This is a genomic window from Pseudomonas sp. Ors-4-3C (assembly GCF_055755035.1).
Window position 1 is genome coordinate 563,271 of the sequence record NZ_CM146900.1, and the last position, 14,655, is coordinate 577,925.

General features: G+C 59.1%; 20 protein-coding genes and 1 pseudogene. 17 read left to right on the forward strand and 4 right to left on the reverse strand.

Features of this window, described 5'->3' with window-relative positions; all coding sequences use genetic code 11:
* The first annotated feature begins 6 nt into the window (after positions 1 to 6).
* The 12 genes and pseudogenes from ACVHNU_RS02570 to recX all read left to right on the forward strand — a co-directional run bounded on the left by ACVHNU_RS02570 (position 7) and on the right by recX (position 7,384).
* On the forward strand, positions 7 to 573 hold the full coding sequence (locus ACVHNU_RS02570; RefSeq protein WP_473018952.1) for a tail fiber assembly protein: 567 nt from the start codon (positions 7 to 9) through the stop codon (positions 571 to 573).
* Positions 574 to 595: 22 nt separating this feature from the next.
* Positions 596 to 913: pseudogene (locus ACVHNU_RS02575) on the forward strand (hypothetical protein); the annotation flags it as partial.
* Positions 905 to 1,231, forward strand: coding sequence for a phage tail assembly chaperone (locus tag ACVHNU_RS02580; RefSeq protein ID WP_473020050.1), 327 nt, complete (start codon positions 905 to 907; stop codon positions 1,229 to 1,231). The pseudogene ACVHNU_RS02575 and the gene ACVHNU_RS02580, both read left to right, overlap by 9 nt.
* Positions 1,232 to 1,270: 39 nt before the next feature.
* On the forward strand, positions 1,271 to 2,191 hold the full coding sequence (locus ACVHNU_RS02585) for a gp53-like domain-containing protein (protein WP_473018953.1): 921 nt from the start codon (positions 1,271 to 1,273) through the stop codon (positions 2,189 to 2,191).
* A gap of 2 nt (positions 2,192 to 2,193) precedes the next feature.
* The gene (locus ACVHNU_RS02590) at positions 2,194 to 2,634 is read left to right on the forward strand and encodes a phage tail assembly chaperone (protein ID WP_473018954.1); all 441 of its coding nucleotides are present in this window, start codon (positions 2,194 to 2,196) and stop codon (positions 2,632 to 2,634) included.
* Positions 2,635 to 2,666: 32 nt separating this feature from the next.
* Positions 2,667 to 3,869 (forward strand): carbohydrate binding domain-containing protein, encoded by a 1,203-nt coding sequence (locus ACVHNU_RS02595; RefSeq protein ID WP_473018955.1) that lies wholly within the window; start codon positions 2,667 to 2,669, stop codon positions 3,867 to 3,869.
* A 9-nt stretch (positions 3,870 to 3,878) separates the two neighbouring features.
* Positions 3,879 to 4,097 (forward strand): hypothetical protein, encoded by a 219-nt coding sequence (locus tag ACVHNU_RS02600; RefSeq protein ID WP_473018956.1) that lies wholly within the window; start codon positions 3,879 to 3,881, stop codon positions 4,095 to 4,097.
* 33 nt (positions 4,098 to 4,130) lie between these two features.
* Positions 4,131 to 4,697 carry a glycoside hydrolase family 19 protein gene (locus ACVHNU_RS02605; protein WP_473018957.1) on the forward strand — a complete coding sequence of 189 codons (567 nt, stop codon included), beginning with the start codon at positions 4,131 to 4,133 and terminating at the stop codon, positions 4,695 to 4,697.
* Positions 4,676 to 5,194 (forward strand): lysis system i-spanin subunit Rz, encoded by a 519-nt coding sequence (locus tag ACVHNU_RS02610; protein ID WP_473018958.1) that lies wholly within the window; start codon positions 4,676 to 4,678, stop codon positions 5,192 to 5,194. Before ACVHNU_RS02605 ends, ACVHNU_RS02610 begins: the two co-directional genes overlap by 22 nt.
* Positions 5,195 to 5,262: 68 nt before the next feature.
* A complete protein-coding gene (locus tag ACVHNU_RS02615) occupies positions 5,263 to 5,763 on the forward strand; it encodes a CinA family protein (RefSeq protein WP_103484542.1) in 501 nt (166 codons plus the stop codon).
* A gap of 83 nt (positions 5,764 to 5,846) precedes the next feature.
* On the forward strand, positions 5,847 to 6,905 hold the full coding sequence (recA, locus tag ACVHNU_RS02620) for a recombinase RecA (protein ID WP_003222269.1): 1,059 nt from the start codon (positions 5,847 to 5,849) through the stop codon (positions 6,903 to 6,905).
* An 8-nt stretch (positions 6,906 to 6,913) separates the two neighbouring features.
* Complete coding sequence (gene recX / locus ACVHNU_RS02625; RefSeq protein WP_003222270.1) at positions 6,914 to 7,384, forward strand: recombination regulator RecX; 471 nt, start codon at positions 6,914 to 6,916, stop codon at positions 7,382 to 7,384.
* Between the two features lie 55 nt (positions 7,385 to 7,439).
* On the opposite strand, the gene ACVHNU_RS02630 is transcribed toward recX, so the two are convergent.
* Positions 7,440 to 8,558: an LOG family protein gene (locus ACVHNU_RS02630; protein ID WP_338800953.1), complete on the reverse strand. Its 1,119-nt coding sequence runs from the start codon at positions 8,556 to 8,558 to the stop codon at positions 7,440 to 7,442.
* Positions 8,559 to 8,910: 352 nt separating this feature from the next.
* Between ACVHNU_RS02630 and ACVHNU_RS02635 the strand changes: the two genes are divergently transcribed.
* Positions 8,911 to 9,105, forward strand: a complete 195-nt coding sequence (locus ACVHNU_RS02635) for a hypothetical protein (protein ID WP_003222272.1) — start codon at positions 8,911 to 8,913, stop codon at positions 9,103 to 9,105.
* Here ACVHNU_RS02635 and ACVHNU_RS02640 read toward each other — a convergent pair whose 3' ends face one another.
* Positions 9,106 to 9,528, reverse strand: a complete 423-nt coding sequence (locus ACVHNU_RS02640) for a PA3611 family quorum-sensing-regulated virulence factor (protein ID WP_473018959.1) — start codon at positions 9,526 to 9,528, stop codon at positions 9,106 to 9,108.
* 189 nt (positions 9,529 to 9,717) lie between these two features.
* On the opposite strand from ACVHNU_RS02640, the gene ACVHNU_RS02645 reads away from it, so the two are divergent.
* The 3 genes from ACVHNU_RS02645 to ACVHNU_RS02655 all read left to right on the forward strand — a co-directional run bounded on the left by ACVHNU_RS02645 (position 9,718) and on the right by ACVHNU_RS02655 (position 11,777).
* Positions 9,718 to 10,464, forward strand: a complete 747-nt coding sequence (locus tag ACVHNU_RS02645) for a tRNA-uridine aminocarboxypropyltransferase (RefSeq protein WP_103484545.1) — start codon at positions 9,718 to 9,720, stop codon at positions 10,462 to 10,464.
* A gap of 225 nt (positions 10,465 to 10,689) precedes the next feature.
* Positions 10,690 to 11,340 carry a response regulator transcription factor ErdR gene (erdR, locus tag ACVHNU_RS02650; RefSeq protein WP_003222275.1) on the forward strand — a complete coding sequence of 217 codons (651 nt, stop codon included), beginning with the start codon at positions 10,690 to 10,692 and terminating at the stop codon, positions 11,338 to 11,340.
* A gap of 74 nt (positions 11,341 to 11,414) precedes the next feature.
* Positions 11,415 to 11,777, forward strand: a complete 363-nt coding sequence (locus ACVHNU_RS02655) for a diacylglycerol kinase (protein WP_003222276.1) — start codon at positions 11,415 to 11,417, stop codon at positions 11,775 to 11,777.
* On the opposite strand, the gene ACVHNU_RS02660 is transcribed toward ACVHNU_RS02655, so the two are convergent.
* Positions 11,774 to 12,700 (reverse strand): LysR family transcriptional regulator, encoded by a 927-nt coding sequence (locus ACVHNU_RS02660; protein WP_045122319.1) that lies wholly within the window; start codon positions 12,698 to 12,700, stop codon positions 11,774 to 11,776. The two genes, ACVHNU_RS02655 and ACVHNU_RS02660, sit on opposite strands and share 4 nt — an antisense overlap.
* A 133-nt stretch (positions 12,701 to 12,833) precedes the next feature.
* Here ACVHNU_RS02660 and fpr point away from each other — a divergent pair, with 133 nt between their 5' ends.
* Positions 12,834 to 13,613 carry a ferredoxin-NADP reductase gene (gene fpr / locus ACVHNU_RS02665; protein ID WP_003222277.1) on the forward strand — a complete coding sequence of 260 codons (780 nt, stop codon included), beginning with the start codon at positions 12,834 to 12,836 and terminating at the stop codon, positions 13,611 to 13,613.
* A 181-nt stretch (positions 13,614 to 13,794) separates the two neighbouring features.
* Here the strand turns inward: fpr and tsaA are convergent, their stop codons facing one another.
* Positions 13,795 to 14,493, reverse strand: a complete 699-nt coding sequence (gene tsaA, locus ACVHNU_RS02670; protein ID WP_473018960.1) for a tRNA (N6-threonylcarbamoyladenosine(37)-N6)-methyltransferase TrmO — start codon at positions 14,491 to 14,493, stop codon at positions 13,795 to 13,797.
* Between the last annotated feature and the right edge of the window lie 162 nt (positions 14,494 to 14,655).

Genomic DNA, 14,655 nt, shown 5'->3' on the forward strand with positions numbered 1-14,655 from the left:
GTGCACATGTTCAATTATCTGATAGACGATAGCGGTGCATTAACCGGCCCTGTCGAGTTTCCACTAGTGCCGGGGATCGGTCTGCAACTGCCGAGTAACGCCGTGACGCTGAGCATCGAACTTTCTCCGGCCCCAAGCGGTTTTGCCTGGGCTTATGTCAATGGTTCTCTGCAACAGCAAGCGGACTATCGCGGCGATGTTTACCGCACTGACACCGGCATGAGGCAAACCTGGACGGCATTGGGCGAGTTGCCGGAAGGCTTCACCACGTTGCCATGGCCGGGCGGCTTCCATGCCTGGGTGGACAATGCGTGGCAAGTCGATGACGTCGCGCAGTTGGCGGATTGCAAACGCGTCGTTCTTGCTCAAAGAGATGTGTTGCTGCGCGACGCCGTCCTGCGCATCGCCCCGCTGCAATACGCTGAAGACATCGGCGATGCCAACCACGACGAACAACTGCTGCTGATCGAATGGAAGCTCTACAGCGTCGAGTTGAACCGCATCGAAAAGCAGGCTGGTTTCCCTGACGAAATTACCTGGCCGGTCGCTCCCGGCGCAGTCGTAGCCAACTGATTTCAGCACAGGAAGCAGTGCAATGGATTATCCAAAAAGTATTCCCGGCGTTGGCCTGGTCAACGGCGGCTTTGTCGATGAAAACCCGATCGCCGGTTCTCCGGGATCGTTGATTCCGGCCGCGTGGGGCAACAGCGTCACGCAGGAAATTCTCAACGCGATCAAGGCTGCCGGGCTGACGCCTGATGAAGCCAGAACCGACCAATTGGCAACGGCCATCGGTGCACTGGTCGACTTCACCAAACTGAAAAACACCCCGACCACGCTGGCCGGTTACGGCATCACCGATGCGGTGGGGCGGTTGCTGGCGATCCGGCAGATCGAAATCGGCGTGCCCGTCGGCGAACTGCGCCAGGAAATTGCGCCTTTGCCTGTAACGAGCAGTCCGGTCATTACCCCTGAAACAGTCCCCGATGAGCAAGAGCCTCTGGCGGCAGCGCGGCTTTGGCGCCAGTCCAGTCTGTCGGCCACCGAATGGTGGGTGACGCGACATCGTGACGAGCAGGAACTGGGGCGCGGGACGACGCTCAAGGCGGCGCAGTATCTGGAATTGCTGGAGTACCGCCAGGCGCTGCGCGACTGGCCGGGTTCAAGTCTTTTTCCTTCGACAGTTTCCCGGCCTTTGGTCCCCACATGGTTAGTCGCACTAATTGGCTGAGACCGGCGCCCATGTATTTTCAGATTAAGGAGATAAACCTTGGACTATCCCAAGAGTGTGCCCAGTGTCGGGCTGGTGAATGGACAATTTGCTGATGAGGACCCGGTTGCCGGTAAACCGGGTTCGCTGATTCCGGCGACGTGGGGCAATGGCGTCACCCAGGAAATTCTTAATGTCGTGCAAGCGGCCGGCATGACGCCAAATGAGGCATCCAATAATCAATTGCTCGGTGCGCTGCGCAGCCAGACGTTGTTCAACACCGCACCGCAGTTTGATAGTGGACGCTCGGCGGCAACTGCGGAATTTGTGCAACGAGCGTTGGGCAGTTATGCGAGTGCCCGCGGGATATCCGCAGCGACTCAGTTGACGCTGGCCGATGTCGGTTCCTCGATTGGTCTGGGCGGTACAGTGGCTTATACCGTGACGCTTCCGGATGCAGCCTCGGCGCCGAATGGCGCGACGATCAGTCTGCATTGCCGCAATGCAGGCTCGGTCACGGTAGCCAGCAAAACCGGCACCCAGATCAGCCCTCAAGGGGCTTATGTGGGAGCGATCGTGATGAACGCCGGCGAGAGTGCGAACTTTGTCAGGGAGTCTGGTATTTGGGTGGTTTATGGCACGGCTGCGTTGAAGTACTGCGCCTCCTACGGCGCTCAGTTCACCACGCCGGGTTATCAGAAATTCCCCAGCGGTTTGATCCTGCAATGGGTCGTCGGTGGCTCTGACGCCAACGGCAACATGACGCTTTCACTGCCGATCAGGTTTCCATCGGCCATTTTGGGTGGCGTCGCCAATGAGGCGAATCCGGCAGGCTGGAGTGCCGGAAATGCGACCGTCTGGGCGTTCGATCTGGGCGTATCGACCACCACTCAGGTGGTGGCGCGGGTTCGCAACATCGATTCCACAGGGATCAAGCCATCGACGGGAATTTCGGGTCGCATTCTGGTTTGGGGAGTTTGACCATGGCTATTTACTTTTACGCACAAACCCTTGGATTTGATCGGGTTGAAAACCCGGGACCGGAACTGCCCGACGGCGCAGTGGAAATCACTCAGGCCCAATACGTTGAGCTATTCGCCGGGCAGGCGGCAGGCAAGGTCATCAGCGCCACTGCCACAGGTCAGCCAGTCCTGAGTGAACCGCTTGTATCGCCGGCGGCGCTGACCGCGCAGGAACGCGCCTGGCGCAATAACGTTCTGCAGAGCACTCAGTGGTTGGTCCTTCGCGATGCCGAAGAACTGGAAATGGGCGAGGGCACCACCCTGCGTACCGAAGAATTCAAACAACTTCTTGCTTACCGGCAGGCACTGCGTGACTGGCCCGACAACCCCGAGTTCCCGGACGCATGTGCACGGCCGGTCGAACCCGATTGGCTGGAAGACTTGCTACGGACCAATGGCTGAGCGATTTGCTTATCGGCCGAGGATAAATAAATATGGATTACCCAAAAAGTGTCCCGGGCTCAGGCCTGATCGACGGAAAGTTCGTCGACGAAGATGCCATCGCCGGCACGCCGGGATCGCTGATCCCGGCGTGCTGGGGCAACAGCGTTACCCAGGAGATTCTCGGCGCGATTACTGCGGCTGGTTTGAAGCCTGATGAAGCACAAACCGATCAGTTGGCGCAGGCCATCCGCCAATTATCGAGGCCTGATCCACTGCAGCAGTTTCCGGCACAGGTCTATCGCAGGAATGTGCTGATCAATGGCGGCTTCGATATCTGGCAGCGCGGAACGACCAACCAAGGCCCCAATATTGGTGGATATGTCGCCGATCGTTTTCGTTGCGACTGGAATGGTAATGCTGCCGTGGCCATCTCTCGCCAGGGTTTTGCCCCTGGCCAGACAGACGTGGCAGGTGAGCCGGGCTATTTCTTGCGCTGGCAGCAAACCACGGCTGGCGTTGGTGCTACCGAGCACAAGATTTCCCAAGGCGTTGAATCGGTCAGGACTCTGGCTGGAAAAACCGCCACCGTGACATTTTGGGCGCGCTCTGACGCCGCGCGCCCGTTGAAGGTAACCATCGGTCAGTACTTCGGCAACGGTGGTTCGGAAGCCGTCGTCAAAGTGGTCGATGTCTTTGCATTGAGCACTGCATGGGCCAAATACAGCGCGACGTTTCAGGTGCCAGTGATCGCGGGAAAAATGCTCGGCGCCAATGATTACTTGCGGTTGGCTTTTGATCTGCCACTTAACGTTTTGCAAACCGTGGATCTTGCACGGGTTCAACTCGAGGAGGGACCGGTTTCGACTCCGTTCGAATATCGTCCGGTTGGTGAAGAGCTGATGTTGTGTCAGCGCTACTTCGAGAAGTCCTTTGTCAACCGCTTACAGATCCGGGCAAACAATGGTGTGGAAACCTGCATCGTTACTTTCACCCAGGCAGCGGCCGGGAATACCGGTCAATACGGCATGGTCATAGACATGCAGGTTCAGAAGAGAGTGCAACCTACCATCGTCCTGTATTGCCCCGGAAATGAAAGCAGTCAGGTCTGGAACTACTCGCAGGGTGTGGCTTGCACGGGGACCACGGTGCAAAGTGTGACACAGCGAAGTTTCGCCATCGGCACCGTGACGCCCGTGAGCAGTCAGCCCGGTAACGGATTGCAGATTGAATGGACTGCGGACGCTGAAATCTAGGGGGGACTCATGACATATCAACTGACTGCCTGTGGCGTATTGCGCGTTGAAGATTCTGCGTTTATTCCGCAGGACACGACCAATCGTGACTGGCTTGAGTATCAGCAATGGCTGTTAACCGGTGGGCAAGTGCTGCCACTAAATGAAGCTCTCGAAGAATCTGTACCGAACAACACCCTGACAACTCTGGCAAAAAAATGGCTGGGGGCCGTTGTCCGCCAACCATGATTCAATCGGAGCCTCCAGGGAGGATTACGCATCATGCAAATAACTGAAGACAACCTTAAAACCATCATGCCCAACGCCCGCAGCCAAGCGGGCGTTTTTGTTTCTGCACTCAACACCGCGATGATGCGCAGGCATATCAATACGCCCAAACGCATCGCTGCGTTCCTGGCGCAAATCGGCCACGAGTCGGGGCAGTTGCAGTACGTGCGCGAACTGGGCAACAACCAGTATCTGAGCAAATACGACACTGGCACGCTGGCGTTACGTCTGGGCAACACGCCGGAGGCCGACGGCGACGGACAGAAGTACCGTGGTCGCGGGCTGATCCAGATCACCGGGCGTAACAACTATCGTGAGTGCAGTCTCGGTCTGTTCGGCGATGAACGTCTGCTGTCTCTGCCGGAATTGCTGGAGCAACCGCAATGGGCGGCCGAATCCGCAGCATGGTTCTGGGAACAGAACGGCTTGAACGATCTGGCCGACCGCGATCAGTTCAACAGCATCACCCGCCGAATCAACGGCGGGTTGAACGGTTTGCAGGATCGCCTCGATATCTGGGCGCGGGCGAGGGCGGTGTTATGTCCATCTCCTGGCGCCTGATCGGCGTTTTGTCGCTGGCTGCGTTGGCCGCCGCGCTGGCCTGGCAGTTTCAGGACTGGCGCTACGGGCGACAACTGGCCGAGCAGGCGCGGCAGCACGCCGACACCCTCAATCAACTGACCTCGGCCGCCGCCACCGCACAGCAGGCCGAGCAGGACAAGCGTCTGGCGCTGGAGCAACGGCTCACAGCCAGTGAACAAACCCACTACCGAGCCATGAGCGATGCCCAACGTGATCAGGATCGCCTGCGCGATCGTCTTGCCACTGCTGATCTGCGCCTGTCAGTCCTCATCGACGCCGGCGATGCTGCCCCAGGCTGCGGGATGCCAGCCGCCACCGGCCCCGGCGGCGTGGATCATGCAGCCGTACGCGCCCGACTTGACCCGGCGCATGCTCAACGAATTATCGCCATCACCGACACCGGCGACCGCGGACTGATTGCTCTGCAAGCCTGTCAGGCCTATGTCAGAGCGCTGGCGCCCGAACATTTTGAATGAGTCTGTGTATTGAAAGCGCAACCGGGTCGTGTACGGTGGTAGTCATTCCACCCGATCCGGAGCGCACCGTGAAAGAGATCACTCAACTGGCTGCCGAGCTTGGCCGACGTTTGCAGTTGCTCAACGCCCACGTCACCACGGCCGAATCGTGTACCGGTGGCGGGATTGCTGAAGCGATCACGCGGATTCCCGGCAGCTCGGCATGGTTCGAGGCCGGTTATGTGACGTACTCCAACCGGCAGAAAACCCGACAACTGAATGTGCCTGCGGAATTGTTCGACACCGTGGGGGCAGTCAGTCGCGAGGTGGTCGAATCGATGGTGCGTGGCGCGCAGAAGCACAGCCTGGCGCGGTTTGCCGTGGCGGTCAGCGGCGTGGCCGGGCCCGACGGCGGCACACCGAACAAACCGGTGGGCACGGTGTGGCTGGCCTGGGGCGTGGGCGATGCGGTTTCCAGCGAGGTTCAGCACTTCTCGGGCAACCGCGACGAGGTGCGCCGACAAACGGTGAAGGCCGCGCTAGAGGGGCTGCTGCGACTAGCGGCACGAGAAATCGAAAATCAGGGGTAGGCGATCCGCGAACGCTGTGGAATAATACTGGCTACTTATACAGGTGTTGGCCGTCAGGCCTTATTGATTACGTGAGGACTTTAATGGACGACAACAAGAAGAAAGCCTTGGCTGCGGCCCTGGGTCAGATCGAACGTCAATTCGGCAAGGGTGCCGTGATGCGTATGGGCGATCAGGACCGTCAGGCGATCCCGGCTATCTCCACCGGCTCTCTGGGTCTGGACATCGCACTCGGCATCGGCGGTCTGCCAAAAGGCCGTATTGTTGAAATCTACGGTCCTGAATCTTCCGGTAAAACCACACTGACGCTGTCCGTGATCGCCCAGGCTCAAAAAGCCGGCGCGACCTGCGCCTTCGTCGACGCCGAACACGCCCTCGACCCTGAGTACGCCGGCAAGCTGGGCGTTAACGTCGACGACCTGCTGGTTTCCCAGCCGGACACCGGTGAACAGGCTCTGGAAATCACCGACATGCTGGTGCGTTCCAACGCGGTTGACGTGATCATCGTCGACTCCGTGGCGGCACTGGTACCGAAGGCTGAAATCGAAGGTGAAATGGGTGACATGCACGTGGGCCTGCAAGCCCGTCTGATGTCTCAGGCACTGCGTAAAATCACCGGTAACATCAAGAACGCCAACTGCCTGGTGATCTTCATCAACCAGATCCGCATGAAGATCGGTGTGATGTTCGGCAGCCCGGAAACCACCACCGGTGGTAACGCGCTGAAGTTCTACGCCTCGGTTCGTCTCGACATCCGCCGTACCGGCGCGGTGAAGGAAGGCGACGAAGTGGTCGGCAGCGAAACCCGCGTCAAGGTCGTGAAGAACAAGGTGGCTTCGCCGTTCCGTCAGGCCGAGTTCCAGATTCTTTACGGCAAGGGCATCTACCTCAACGGTGAGATGATCGACCTGGGCGTGCTGCACGGTTTCGTCGAGAAGTCCGGCGCCTGGTATGCCTACGAAGGCACCAAGATCGGTCAGGGCAAGGCCAACTCGGCCAAGTTCCTGGCAGACAATCCGGAAGTCGCTGCCAAGCTCGAGAAGCAGCTGCGTGACAAACTGCTGTCGCCAGCCGTGATTGCGGACTCCAAGGCCTCTGCTGTCAAAGAGACCGAAGACGATCTGGCCGACGCTGATATCTGATAACAGCGATGACCACCGCCGTACTCGATACCCTCGTCGCGGTGCGGCGAACCGCCATGGATCTGCTCGCTCGACGCGAGCACGGTCGAGTCGAGCTGACGCGTAAACTGCGTCAGCGCGGCGCCGAGGCGGAAATGATCGAAACAGCCCTCGACCGATTGACGGAAGAGGGGCTGCTTTCCGAAGCCCGTTACCTTGAAAGCTTTGTTTCCTACCGTGCCCGTTCCGGCTACGGCCCTTTGCGCATTCGCGAAGAGCTGGGCCAGCGAGGTTTGCAACGCGCCGATATCGAACTCGCCCTACGTGAAAGCGGTATCGACTGGCAGGAGCAGCTTCGCGAGACATGGCAACGCAAGTTTTCCGGACACTTACCGATCGATGCCAAGGAGCGCGCCAAACAGGGCCGCTTCCTTGCCTATCGTGGCTTCTCGATGGAGATGATCAACCGCTTGTTCAGCGGTAGAGGGATGGACGATTAAAACGGTTGAACAAAAACGGCCCGCTATGAAAATAGCGGGCCGTTTTTTTTTGCCTTCAGATTACCTTCGATGGCTCACGTGCACGTTGGGTGGTCTGCGGTTTGCTGTGGGCCCAGTTTTCCGGGAGGTTGATGTAGTCCACCAGTTCCCTTAGTCGGCCATGGTTCCGGGCATTGAACGCGAAGGCCAGTCGCACCAGATGGCTGTACTGCGCTTCGTCGTGTTCCTCGCCGCTGTAGGCGTGTTGATGGAACTGATCACTCAGGCACAGATCAGCGAAAGCCTCTTGCATATGTTCCAGGGCCTGATCGCTAAGCTTGTGGTTCATACGAATCACGAACTGACGCTTGAGCCAACGGCTGGAGTGGAAGTTGCTGTAGAACTGATTGATCTGCTGCACCGCCTCATCGACGCTGTAGACCAGGCGCATCAGTTTCAGGTCGGTGGGCAGGATGTAGTGGTTCTCTTCGAGCTGCTGGCGAATGAAATCCAGTGCGCCTTGCCAGAACGTTCCGCCCGGCACATCGAGCAGCACCACGGGCACCAATGGACTTTTGCCGGTCTGGATCAGTGTCAGTACTTCCAGTGCCTCGTCCAGTGTGCCGAACCCGCCAGGGCACAGCACCAGTGCGTCGGCTTCCTTGACGAAGAACAGTTTGCGGGTGAAGAAGAAATGGAACGGCAGCAAGTTGCCAGTGCCGTCCACTGTCGGGTTCGCATGTTGCTCGAAGGGCAGAGTGATGTTGAACCCGAGACTGTGGTCGCGCCCGGCACCTTCGTGCGCGGCGGCCATGATCCCGCCACCGGCACCGGTGATGACCATCATGTCCGAGCGTGTCAGAGCCGCGCCGAGTTCTCGGGCCATGGCATACAGCGGATGCTCGACCGGCGTGCGTGCCGAACCGAACACCGTGACTTTGCGTCGTCCCTTGAACTTCTCGAGAACCCGGAACGCCTGCTCCAGTTCGCGCAGGGCCTGCAGGGTGATCTTGGCGTTCCAGCGGTTGTGATCTTCCTCGGCCATGCGCAGCACGGTCAGTATCATGTCGCGGTAAATCGGCAGGTTCGGGCTGTTGGGGGAAATCTGGTTGAGTTGTTCTTCGACCTTGCTGATGAGGTCGGGGAGTTGTTCCTGAAAATGCCGACTGAGCAGGTCATTCGGTTGGTAAGGCATTCAACGTCTCCTTCTGCACAGAGCTGGTGGCCCTGACGTGCGGCGTCAGTGCCGCGCTGCAAAAAACACACACGATCGGCAGCTCCTTTGCTGCCGTGAACAAGTGATCGGGAACACTTTGAATCTAGACCTTTGCACGGATTTGCGCTGACTTGATCATTGCCCCGCAGAATCCTTTCTGGCAACTGCTGATTGCCTCTTCACGTAATCAGTCACCGCTCGTCCGAACGTACACCGTAGAGCAATCGCTCTGATTTACTAACCTACAGGCACCGCACGACAGCTTCGCGTCAACGGGCGTATGCAAGGTGCGCGCTTTTCAAGGATTCGTGGTGGCAAGGAGGCGGGATAGATGGCCAGAGTGATTCTGGAAATCGATACGCAGCTGTATCGGATGTTGAAAGCATCAGCCGAGACCAACCAAGTGAGTCTCGAAGAGGAGTGCTGCCGACGGTTGGCAGGCGGGGAACGCCGTTCGCGTTATCTACAGGCTCTGGTGGCCGAATTGCGCGCCGAAGATGAACAACGGCGCGCCAATTCTCGATGATTACTTCTTCGCCGGGACAGCTTTCGGACAATCTGACTCTTGATAGCTGGCCGAACCGATTGCGCGGTTGGTCTTCACTTCGCTGAAGTCGTAGCGCATCACGGCGCCCTTGGCCATCAGCTTGCGGTACGACGGGTTATTGCACACCGAAGCACCCAGCTGGAAATACACGGCTTTTGGGTCAGCGCGCATCTTCTCGGCGTGGCTGGCCTGCACACTCAGGTGGTTGATCAGCGTAGTGCCTTCGACGGTGTAGCCTTGATCGAGAATGTCTTCGCTGATCGCCCGTGGGGTGCCCACGCTGCTTCGCTCGGCGACAAGGCGCAGCTCTTTGTTCAGATTCTGCTCACTCAGGGACGCAGCGTGTGCGCTGAAGGACAACGCCATGGCGATGGCCGCGGTAGGAACGATAAGGCGCAGCATGAAACTCTCCTGATTCAGTGACTGGTGGTTCGACCAGCCCCGTGGCTGTGCGTTCAGTGGCGGCGAATTATAGGGGAGCCGGTCAGGACGGTACAGGCTTGTCCCCGTCGCTCTGATAAACTGCCAGCCTTTATTGCCTTGCCGAGTGTTGTTCGTGTCGAGTTTTCCTGCCTCCGGGCGCTGCCTGCAATGAATCACGCCCCTAACGCCGTCGCCCGCCTGCGCGACCAGCGCGAAGATGAAGGTATCAAGCCGATCCAGGCCCGTGGTTTCCGTTCCGAGCGTTGCCGCGATTGTCGTGTGATCATCAGCCACTGCCTGTGCGCCTGGCGTCCGACGGTGGAAACTCGATCCGGCGTATGCCTGATCATGACCGGCAAGGAAGTGTTCAAGCCGAGCAACACCGGCTGGCTGATCGCCGATGTGGTGCGCGACAACCATGCATTCATCTGGTCGCGCACCGAACCTGACCCGCAGATGCTGGCGCTGCTCGATGACCCGCAATGGCAGCCGTACCTGGTGTTTCCCGGCGAATACGTCGAGCCGTCACGGGTGACCAACACCGTCGCGCCCGATAGCAGCAAGCGTCCGCTGTTCATTCTGCTGGATGCGACCTGGACCGAGGCGCGCAAGATCTTCCGCAAGAGTCCGTATTTCGACCGCTTGCCGATCCTGAGCCTGCTGCCCGACAAACTTTCGCGTTATCGCCTGCGTCGCTCGACCCGCAGTGAGCACCTGTGCACCGCCGAGGTCGCGGCGTTGTGCCTAGAGCTGGCAGGTGACAGTGATGCCGCTTCTGCCCTTGACGCTTATTTCGATGTGTTCAGCCAACATTATCTGGGGGCCAAACAGCAGTTGAACGTCAACGAGGCGACCCCGGCCCACGCCGAGTTGTTGCCTTATATACGAAAGCCGCAAGCGGTGTTGGCGCGATAGTGGCCCATACTGCAGAGACCGCCGGCCGTGCTGCTTGACCACCCCGGCTGCGCTGGGCATGCTTGGCGCCGATTAGGGTGCGGCCAAGGTTTGAAACGCCGTGTTTGCTTGTGATTGGCGTTGAACGTGCCCTTGTGGATACCGCTTTGGTAGCGGCATCTTGAGTTGCTTTGGCCAGGCCCGAATACACCGGGCCTGCCATCAAAAACAGGATCATTTTGAAAAATGGCCACATACGAAATCCTGATTGCCGATGATCACCCGCTGTTTCGTAGCGCGCTGCATCAAGCAGTGACCCTGGGGCTCGGCCCGGATGTAAGGCTGGTGGAGGTGGCGAGCATCGCCGAACTGGAAACCCGCCTGACCGAAAAGGCTGACTGGGATCTGGTCCTGCTGGACCTGAACATGCCCGGTGCCTATGGATTTTCCGGACTGGTGCTGCTGCGGGGACAGTACCCGCAGATCCCGGTGGTAATGGTCTCGGCGCAGGAAGAAGCCTCGGTGATGGTCAAATCCCGCGAGTTCGGCGCCAGTGGCTTCATCCCCAAGTCCAGCGACCTGAGCGTGATTCAGCAAGCCGTGCGCAAAGTGCTCGATGGCGACGTGTTCTGGCCACCACAGGCGTTCGAGGCGGTCAGCGTCTCCGCCGAAGCCAAAGCCGCCAGCGACGGCCTCGCCAGCCTGACCCCGCAACAGTTCCGCGTATTGACCATGGTCTGTGAGGGCCTGCTGAACAAGCAGATTGCCTACGAGCTGAACGTCTCCGAAGCGACCATCAAGGCTCACGTCACGGCGATCTTTCGCAAGTTAAACGTGCGCACCCGGACACAGGCGGCCTTACTTCTGCAACAACTTGAGTCAATTCCGAGCCAATAATGGCTGGCGTCTTCACGCTTTTTTGACTTTTGTTGCTCTAGCTTTCCCACTCCCTTCTGGTTGGTTTTTACGTTATGTCACCTTTCAAGGGCCAGACCGGCCTGAAACGCATCCTCAACGCATCCGGCTACTCGCTGGACGGTCTGCGCGCCGCCTTCACCGGCGAAGCGGCATTTCGCCAACTGGTCCTGCTCAATGTGGTGCTGATTCCGCTGACATTCTTCCTGAATGTCAGTCGCGTCGAACAGGCGCTGCTGATCGCCGTTTGCCTGCTGGCGCTGATCGTCGAGTTGCTGAATTCGGCGGTGGAAGCGGCCATTGACCGCATTTCGCTGGAACTGCACCCACTGTCGAAGAACGCCAAGGACATGGGCAGCGCCGCGCAATTCGTGGCCCTGAGCATGATTGCCCTGGTGTGGGCGGTGATTCTGCTCTAAGCGATACTCGGCAAGACGATCTCGTCGCTGCGCTGCACCCCGGCGGTGAAGGCGCGGCACAGTTCGAGAAACTCGCGCATGGCTGAGGTCTGGTACTTTTGCTTGTGCCAGATGAAGTAGAACTGCCGGGACAGATCCAGATCCGGCGTTTCCACCGCCACCAGACTGCCGCGCCGAAAGGCATCACGCAGCGCCAGCCGCGAAATACAGCCAATCCCCAGTCCTGATTCCACCGCGCGTTTGATCGCTTCGGTGTGTTCCAGCTCCAGACGGATATTCAGCGCACTGCGATGATGACGCATCGCCTGATCGAAGGTCAGGCGCGTACCGGAACCCTGTTCGCGCAGAATCCACGCCTCGTGCGTCAACTCTTCCATGGTCGCGCTGCCGCGTTTGGCCAGCGGATGCTGCGGAGCGCAAAACACCACCAGTTCATCTTCGACCCAGCTCTGCACTTCGATGTCCGGATGGCTGCAGTCGCCCTCGATTAGACCCAGATCAATTTCGTAGTGGGCGACTTGATGCACGATATTGGCAGTGTTCTGTACATGCAGCTTCACCTGGCTTTCCGGATGGCGCTGCATGAAACCGCCGATTAACAGGGTCGCCAGATAATTGCCGATGGTCAGGGTGGCGCCCACCGACAGTGAGCCGAAACCGGATTTGCCGTTGAGCAGGTCTTCGATTTCCTTGGACTGGTCGAGCAGGGCCACCGCTTGCGGCAGCAACTGTTTGCCGAGGGCGTTGAGGCTCAGCCGTTTGCCGGCGCGGTCGAACAGCTGGCAGCTGGACTGGCGCTCCAGTTCGGTGATCGAGGTGCTCGCCGCCGATTGCGAGAGGTTGAGCAGACCCGCAGCACGGGATACGCTTTCCTGCTGGGCGACGGCGACGAAGACTTGCAGTTGACGAAGAGTAAATCGCATATCGATATAACCGATAACCCTTATCTTAATAATCCAGTTAACAGATATTGTCGTCGCTATTAGAATGCGATGCAATTGCGCACTGTCGGCCGCAAAGGCGAGCGCAGACCCAATATCCAGGAGTCCCACGTACATGAGCAACATGAACCACGAGCGTGTCCTCAGTGTTCATCACTGGAACGACACTCTGTTCAGCTTCAAGTGCACCCGCGATCCGGGCCTGCGCTTCGAGAACGGTCAGTTCGTGATGATCGGCCTGCAACAGCCAAACGGCCGCCCGCTTATGCGCGCTTACTCGATCGCCAGCCCGAACTGGGAAGAGCATCTCGAGTTCTTCAGCATCAAAGTGCCTGATGGTCCGCTGACCTCGCAGCTGCAGCACCTGAAGGAAGGCGACGAGATCATCATCTCGAAGAAGCCTACCGGCACCCTGGTGCTGGACGACCTGAACCCGGGCAAGCACCTGTATCTGCTGAGCACCGGCACCGGTCTGGCGCCATTCATGAGCGTGATCCAGGACCCGGAAACCTACGAGCGCTTTGAGAAAGTGATCCTGGTGCACGGCGTACGCTACGTCAACGAAGTCGCCTACCGCGAATTCATCACCGAGCACCTGCCACAGAACGAGTTCTTCGGTGAAGCGCTGCGTGACAAGCTGATCTACTACCCGACCGTGACCCGCGAGCCGTTCGAGAACCAGGGCCGTCTGACCGACCTGATGCGCAGCGGCAAGCTGTTCAGCGACATCGGCCTGCCACCGATCAACCCGCAGGACGACCGCGCGATGATCTGCGGCAGCCCGAGCATGCTCGACGAGACCAGCGAAGTGCTCGACAGCTTCGGCCTGAAGATCTCGGCGCGGATGCGCGAGCCGGGTGACTACCTGATCGAGCGTGCATTCGTCGAGAAGTAAGCACCAAGAAAAAGCCCCCATTGCCTATGCAGGCAATGGGGGCTTTTTTATGCCCGAAATATTTCCTTAATGCCTGCCACAATCCATGTAGGAGCTGCCGAAGGCTGCGATCTTTTGATTTTGATCTTAAAAGCAAGATCAAAAGATCGCAGCCTTCGGCAGCTCCTACAAGGGTGATGTCTCAGGTGTTGGCGGGGATGACTTCCAGTACGCGGATCTGCTCCGGCGTCGGGTAATGCCAGCGCACGTCCAGATCCCAGAACAGCGCACCGTATTCGCGCTCCGGCGCCGGCGTCTGGTACGCCGGACGCGGATCCTGCGCCAGGCACTGCTCGATCAACTCGACCAGAGGCTCGCCAAGGCGCTGAGCATCGCCGTGCGCCTGTTGCAGCGCGGCGTCCGTCCACTGCACGTCAATCAGCTGTGGCGCAGCGCTGGCGATGCTGTTGGAGGCGTCAGCGATGATATCGGCGTAAGGCACGTAGGGTTTGATATCGAGAATCGGCGTGCCGTCGAGCAAATCGATCCCCGAGATGAACAGCCGATGGGCCTCGACCTTGTCCAGCTTCACCACCGACTGCCCGATGCCATTGGGACGGTGGGTCGCACGGGTGGCGAACACGCCCATGGACTTGTTACCGCCCAGACGCGGTGGCCGCACCTTCAGGCGCGGCTTTTCTTCCAGCGCCTGATGAAACAGGAACAACAGCCAGACATGGCTGACCTGCTCCAGCCCTTGCACGGCGTCCCCCTGATCGAACGGCGCCACCAGCTCCAGCACGCCACGGGCAGCGGGGGCCAATTGCGGCTGGCGCGGGATGGCGAACTTTTCCTTGAAACAGGAACGCACGAAGCCGATGGGGGAGACGTTGTAAGTCATGGTCTGGAGTCAAGGTGGGAGCGGGGTGGGGATGATAACCCGAGGTGGCCGGGCCGACGCCTTCGCGAGCAAGCCCGCTCCCACAGGGATCTCGAGTGGAGTCCGGTTTTGTGTCAGCCACAAAACCTGTGGGAGCGTGGCTTGCTCGCGAAGGTCGCGCCG